This window comes from Nitrosomonas sp., from assembly GCF_040240425.1.
Classification (GTDB): domain Bacteria; phylum Pseudomonadota; class Gammaproteobacteria; order Burkholderiales; family Nitrosomonadaceae; genus Nitrosomonas.
Genome location: NZ_QPHG01000036.1, coordinates 21,713 through 27,712 on the forward strand (window position 1 = coordinate 21,713; position 6,000 = coordinate 27,712).

The window sequence follows — 6,000 nt, forward strand, 5'->3', positions numbered from 1 at the left end:
GTGTATCAGTTCTTTGAAGGAGGCGTACGTGCAAGGAAATGTGATTTTGGTGACCGGCGGTGCAAAACGGGTAGGGGCGGCTATCTGCCGCCGGTTGCATGCGCAAGGCGCACGGCTGGTTGTGCATTACCGCTCTTCATTCGATGAAGCCAAAGCACTACACGACGAATTGAATCAAAAACGCTCTGATTCCGTGGTTTTGGTAAAAGCGGATTTGCTCGATACGGAATTATTGCCAGACTTGGTGGAAAAAGCAGCCAGCCGTTTTGGGCAATTGGACGTGCTGATAAACAACGCCTCAAGCTTCTTTCCGACCTTGCTGCCGCAATGTACATTGGACGATTGGCGCGATCTGGTCGGTAGCAATCTCCAGGCGCCGCTTTTTCTGGCACAGGCGGCCGCACCCTATCTAAAGGAGCGGCACGGCTGCATCGTCAATATCGTCGACATTCATACCGAACGGCCATTGAAGAATTACGTGATCTACAACGCCGCCAAGGGGGGATTGTTATCGCTGACCAAATCGCTGGCGGTGGAACTGGCCCCCGAAGTGCGTGTCAACGGCGTTTCTCCAGGGCCCATTCTGTGGCCGGAAGACGGTGAGTGGACCGACGAGGCCGAACGGAATCAAATTATTGCCAGCACTTTGCTCAAACGCTGCGGTGAGCCGGATGATATCGCCAAAACCGTGCAGTTTTTGATTGCCGATGCGCCTTATATCACCGGGCAGATCATTGCAGTGGACGGCGGGCGGAGTATTCATTTATGAAGGGTATTTATTCAGATTGAATGGTTACTCCCCAAACGCATCCTTAATCCATTCAATTTCTTGTCCATCGGCACCTGATAGCAGCAGTGCATCAAATCGGCAAGCTGGTTCGCTATTAAGCTGAGATAGATAATGCCGCGCGGTATGAAGTAGTTTGGCTTGTTTGGCCGGTGTAATGCTGGTTGCAGCGCCGCCGAATGCCGCATTGGATCGCATGCGGACTTCGACAAAAACTAGGGTTGCGCCGTCGCGCATGATCAAATCGATTTCACCAAAACGGCAGCGGTAGTTCTGTGCCACGAGCACCAAGTTTTGCCGTTGCAGGTACGTTAGCGCTATCTGTTCGGCGTCACTGCCCTTCATCTTCGGGGGTATTCTGGGGCGTTTCCGGCGTGTTCGACGGTATTGTGATCAATCGCACTTTACCACTGTCGAATTGCGCCGCTACGGGCTCGCGAGTAAATAGGTTGGGTGGCGCAAAGCGGATATTGCCGGTGACGCCATCCAAGGTAATTTCTTTGGCGGATTGCCGTTGCAGTAGATTAGTCATCAAGCGGAATGCGTCGATACCCAGCGCGTAGAGACGTTCCATTTCGGTATTCCGGGCTTTGCCGGTGTGGCGGTAAGCCATAACGGCGGGATGATCAGGTTGCAGCAGCCAAGGCATGTCGAGAAACTGAATGTCATTTAAATCGCTATTGAGCAGGAGGTTATCGGTTCCGGTAAAAATCTGCGATGTTGCATACACTGGTGCTTCCGGGTCGAGATAAGTCCGCAGGATGCGTGACTTGGCGGCATCCAGGGCCAGAAAAGCCAGCCGGTCTGTACCGGTTGTCAATTCGCGCAGTTGTTGCAATATCAAAGGATTCTCGCTATAGCGCAGCGATTCAAGGGTTTTACCATATTCATCCTGCCACCGCTGTTTAAAGGCATTTTGCAGGCGCTTCGACAGGGCGCTATCATCGCCGATGATAACGGCATGGCTTTTGCCGCTGGCGAGCGCCAATTTTGCGATTTGCGCGGCTTCGGTATCCGTTTGCAAACCGAATAAGTATAGTTTTGCGGGCAGGGTCTGATGGTTATCGGCCGTGTTGAGTGTCAGTGTCGGTACTGCTAGCGTTTGATTGGAAGCGATGGCGGCAACCCCGTCCCGCGTTAACGGTCCGACCACAAACGCTGCGCCGGAAGCCACGGCGTGATAATAGCTCATCACGATATCGAGCGGATCGTCACTGGTCGGGTACAGACGGATTGTCAGCGGCAACGATTGTCCGCGCTGTGCGGCAGCTTCAAATCCTTCTTTGACCACATTTGCCGCTTCTGCAAACGCCGCGGATTCAAGCGGAAGCAGCAGTGCAATATGGGCAACGATCAGCGGCCCGGGTACAATTTCCGGTTGTGTGGATTCTTCCGCGTCGGTGGCCATGGCTGGCAGGTTGCCGTATAGTGCCAGGAGTAATACCGCGAGAATTGTCAATAAACGAGGCATAGTGAGGATTATGCTGGAAAAAAGTGCATTATATGTGGTTGCTACCCCAATAGGAAATTTAAGCGATATCAGTTTGCGCGCGCTGGATGTATTAGCGAAAGCCGAAGTGATCGCCGCCGAGCATGTGCAGAATTCCAAGCATTTATTGGCGGCGCATGCCATTACGGCGCAATTGATCGCGTTGCATCAACATAACGAGGCGGCGGTCGCGGGCAAAATAGTCACTTTGCTAGAATCCGGAAAAAGCGTTGCCTTGATAACTGATGCAGGCACGCCCGGCATTTCCGATCCCGGTGCGATTGTCGTGCAACGTGTGCGCGAAGGTGGTTACCGGATTGTTCCGGTTCCCGGGGCGAATGCGGCAATTTGCGCCTTATCGGCAGCCGGCATCATGAATCCACATTTTTTGTTTTATGGCTTCCTGCCGACAAAAAGCGGGTTGCGTAAACGCGAATTGACGGCGTTAAAATCGCATCCCTATACATTGATATTCTATGAAGCGCCGCATCGGATTCTGGAATGCATTGCGGACATGATCGATATTTTCGGAGCGCAACGCGAAATTACCTTGGCGCGGGAATTAACCAAATTATTCGAGACCATTCATAGCGGAACACTAGCTGATGCGCTGTCTTGGTTACAGGCGGATACCAATCAGCAAAAAGGCGAGTTTGTTTTGCTGTTATCCGGCGCGGAAACTCCGGATAAATCCGAGATCAGCGATCAGGCACGGCATACATTGACGTGTTTGCTGGTTGAATTGCCGTTAAAGCAGGCGGTTAAGCTGACAGCGGAAATTACTGGTGAAAACAAGAATGCGCTGTATCAATTGGCACTAGATCTGAAGACAGGAGGAGATGCCGGATAGTATGGATGTGGATGCTTGCACTATAATGCTGTTATTCAACACAATCACGGATAAATCTTGACCAGTATTACCTTTACTCGCCCCGACGACTGGCATTTGCATTTGCGTGACGGCGAGCAACTGCGCGCCGTGTTAGCGCATACGGCAAAACAATTCGCGCGCGCCATCATCATGCCGAACTTGCGGCCGCCGGTGGTGACGGTCGAAATGGCGCTGGCGTATCGCGCACGAATCCTGGCGGTTTTGCCTGCGGCATTGCAATCCGCTTTCGAACCGTTGATGACACTTTACTTGACGGACAATACCCCGCCATCGGAAATCATCCGAGCCAAGGAAAGCGGTGTGATACATGGTGTGAAATTATATCCGGCGGGTGCTACAACCAATTCGGATGCCGGTGTCACCGATATCGCCAAATGCTATGCCACGCTGGCGGCGATGGAGCAAAATGATCTACCGCTGCTGGTGCATGGCGAGGTGACGGATGCCGATGTGGATGTGTTTGATCGCGAGAAAGTTTTTATCGACCGGATACTGGCGCTGCTGACACATCGTTTCCCAGGTTTGCGTATCGTATTTGAGCATGTCACCACGCGCGATGCGGTACAGTTTGTGGCGGCAGCATCCCAGCGGATTGCTGCGACAATCACGGCGCATCACCTGTTATTGAATCGTAATGCGCTGTTTCAAGGCGGCATCCGTCCACATCATTATTGCCTACCAGTATTAAAACGTGAAATACACCGGCAAGCTTTGCTGGAGGCGGCGACCAGCGGCAATCCAAAGTTTTTTCTCGGTACCGATAGTGCTCCACATTCACAGATGAACAAAGAAAATGTCTGTGGTTGTGCGGGAATTTTTACAGCGCATGCCGCCATCGAGTTATATGCGACAGCCTTTGAACAGGCGGGAGCATTGAATAAACTGGAAGCGTTCGCCAGTTTTCATGGCGCGGATTTTTACCAATTACCGCGGAATACAAGTTTGATTACGCTGAAGAAAGAAAGCTGGGTTGTCCCGGAGCAGTTTGATTTTGCAGGAGAGCAGTTAATACCGCTTTATGCGGGTAACCCTTTGAACTGGAAACTGGTGTAAAGCTGGGGAAATGCTTGCGAAGACGTGAGTGCAGAGCGTTACCAGTGTTTTAATGCCCGGTTCCAGCGATAAAGCAATCGGGCAAAACCATTGTAGGTAAGTCGTGCCAGCGATCCGATGACCGGCAATTGCAACAAGTTTGCCAGCCAACGCTGATTCGGAGTCTGCTGCCAAAGATAGATAAATGCATCGATACCGATATGCAACCGGCCACTATCGTCTTTTACGTGTAATCGTTCGCGCACCTGTTCCAGCGGATTGCCCGTTTCTGACACAGTGCCCGGGCTGTTGTGTACATCCACCCAGTCAACGTCTTTGATACCACACCGTTCCATGCGCTGGCGTTGATCTTTTATGCCTGCATTGCAAACAGGGCAAGCGCTGTTGTAATACACTTTAATTGGCATTCCGGAATTTGTTTCTACTTAACAGTCGACTGAATACTAGCTTGCTGTGATCAATATATTCACTAAACCTCTGATGTGCTTAGTGCAATTCCGGATGCTGATTGATGCTTGTGCGTAAGTCTTTTTGTTTGCTCTCATTTTTCTTATGCCCCAATAGTTTGTAGGAGCAATATACGCCTACGCCCAGCGCGATGATAGTTAAAAGAAGCGGAACAGGTGTTGGTATTTCCAGATACCAGCGCCACCACTCTAAACCTGCAAATATCAGAAAAATAGATGGTGCGATGATCAAAGGCAATACATCGTTGTCGAGCATCTTGTGGATTCTTTCTTGCACGAAGCGGCTCGCATTGTTAAGAAAACTGTCTGTTTGAGGTGAATGTTTTTTTGTTCTGGGTTTAATGACTTTTAGGCGTAATTTTGGCATAGGAATAATTGCGTCAGTGTGTAATTGTAAATATGAGTTTAACGAAGTTGGATCAAATTCCTGATCTTGGTTTCTCAGTATTTATCGGAAGCGGATGCTAAAAGTTTATAGTTTGATAGAGTGTAGGACTGAACTCATAGAGTGATGGCTGTTATAAAGGTTGCGTCGCAAGCGCAATGTATTATCAAGCCGATATACCGCTTTTTCTGATGAAACGAAGCTGACGAAACCCTGCTTCCCAGCGAGGTTGGGCCAGTTCTTTGGAAGCTTGCTGCAAATGTGCAGAAAGAAGTTATTCAGCATGAAATGCTGCGGTGGACTTGCTTACTGCTGGTGTAGGTAATGCCGGGTATAAGCGGTTAAATAAAAACTACCCGATAAAATCGGGTAGTTTTTTAGATGGTTTGATTTCTGCTGCGTATTGCTAATCCCAGCAATCCTAGACCGACTAGTAGCATAGCGTAAGTCTCAGGTTCAGGAACCGCGCTGGTAAATGAGATATCGACGTTTATGCCATCTAAAGATCCAAAAGATTGTCCGGCGCTTTTTGTAAAGGTAAATGAAAGTGTATCTCCGGCAACAACGGCCAAATCATCACCGCTGATATGCCATGGATTGGTTCTGTCGCCATAAGAAGCGTTTGATATTGTGGCCGAACCCAGGAAAGATCCGCTCAACGATATAGATGCATCATTTGAGCGGCTCACAATCGAATGGGTGTACCAAACATCACTGGTGAAATCGACTATGCCGTTACTGGGTGCGGTCCATACTACAAATAATGGATCTCCGCTGTTGGGACTATGAATGATTACATCTCCAGCTAAGGAAGCGCTGAACAATTAGTGATTTCCAGATTTCCCGGTAATCCTGCCATTTTTTTGAACACGAATTCCCGGCAATTCATTTTTCAGTGGTGTTTTGTAGCCGGATTTCCCCTGTTTG

General features: G+C 49.8%; 8 protein-coding genes. 3 read left to right on the plus strand and 5 right to left on the minus strand.

All coding sequences use genetic code 11. The annotated features are described in order from the left end of the window. Nucleotides 1–28 precede the first annotated feature (28 nt). Nucleotides 29–769 (plus strand): pteridine reductase, encoded by a 741-nt coding sequence (locus DU481_RS12405; protein WP_350134963.1) that lies wholly within the window; start codon nt 29–31, stop codon nt 767–769. Nucleotides 770–793: 24 nt separating this feature from the next. On the opposite strand, the gene DU481_RS12410 is transcribed toward DU481_RS12405, so the two are convergent. Together DU481_RS12410 and DU481_RS12415 are read right to left on the minus strand one after the other, a co-directional pair. Further along, nucleotides 794–1,132 (minus strand): YraN family protein, encoded by a 339-nt coding sequence (locus tag DU481_RS12410; RefSeq protein ID WP_350134966.1) that lies wholly within the window; start codon nt 1,130–1,132, stop codon nt 794–796. Beyond that, the gene (locus DU481_RS12415) at nt 1,119–2,258 is read right to left on the minus strand and encodes a penicillin-binding protein activator (RefSeq protein WP_350134969.1); all 1,140 of its coding nucleotides are present in this window, start codon (nt 2,256–2,258) and stop codon (nt 1,119–1,121) included. Before DU481_RS12415 ends, DU481_RS12410 begins: the two co-directional genes overlap by 14 nt. Nucleotides 2,259–2,268: 10 nt before the next feature. Between DU481_RS12415 and rsmI the strand changes: the two genes are divergently transcribed. Together rsmI and pyrC are read left to right on the plus strand one after the other, a co-directional pair. Then, entirely contained in the window at nt 2,269–3,126 is an 858-nt protein-coding gene (gene rsmI / locus DU481_RS12420; RefSeq protein WP_350134972.1) for a 16S rRNA (cytidine(1402)-2'-O)-methyltransferase, read from the plus strand. 54 nt (nt 3,127–3,180) lie between these two features. After that, entirely contained in the window at nt 3,181–4,221 is a 1,041-nt protein-coding gene (gene pyrC, locus DU481_RS12425) for a dihydroorotase (protein WP_350134982.1), read from the plus strand. A gap of 38 nt (nt 4,222–4,259) precedes the next feature. Here the strand turns inward: pyrC and DU481_RS12430 are convergent, their stop codons facing one another. The 3 genes from DU481_RS12430 to DU481_RS12440 form a co-directional block, all read right to left on the minus strand. Next, the gene (locus DU481_RS12430) at nt 4,260–4,628 is read right to left on the minus strand and encodes a thiol-disulfide oxidoreductase DCC family protein (RefSeq protein ID WP_350134974.1); all 369 of its coding nucleotides are present in this window, start codon (nt 4,626–4,628) and stop codon (nt 4,260–4,262) included. A gap of 79 nt (nt 4,629–4,707) precedes the next feature. Beyond that, nucleotides 4,708–4,944 carry a hypothetical protein gene (locus DU481_RS12435; protein WP_350134977.1) on the minus strand — a complete coding sequence of 79 codons (237 nt, stop codon included), beginning with the start codon at nt 4,942–4,944 and terminating at the stop codon, nt 4,708–4,710. Nucleotides 4,945–5,450: 506 nt separating this feature from the next. After that, nucleotides 5,451–5,897: a PEP-CTERM sorting domain-containing protein gene (locus tag DU481_RS12440; protein ID WP_350134979.1), complete on the minus strand. Its 447-nt coding sequence runs from the start codon at nt 5,895–5,897 to the stop codon at nt 5,451–5,453. Nucleotides 5,898–6,000 lie beyond the last annotated feature (103 nt).

What these genes read in the sequence shown, in the direction of transcription:
- DU481_RS12410 (WP_350134966.1), bottom strand. Translation starts at nt 1,132, where the DNA reads ATGAAGGGCAGTGACGCCGAACAGATAGCGCTAACGTACCTGCAACGG.
- DU481_RS12415 (WP_350134969.1), bottom strand. Translation starts at nt 2,258, where the DNA reads ATGCCTCGTTTATTGACAATTCTCGCGGTATTACTCCTGGCACTATAC.
- rsmI (WP_350134972.1), top strand. Translation starts at nt 2,269, where the DNA reads ATGCTGGAAAAAAGTGCATTATATGTGGTTGCTACCCCAATAGGAAAT.
- DU481_RS12430 (WP_350134974.1), bottom strand. Translation starts at nt 4,628, where the DNA reads ATGCCAATTAAAGTGTATTACAACAGCGCTTGCCCTGTTTGCAATGCA.
- DU481_RS12435 (WP_350134977.1), bottom strand. Translation starts at nt 4,944, where the DNA reads ATGCTCGACAACGATGTATTGCCTTTGATCATCGCACCATCTATTTTT.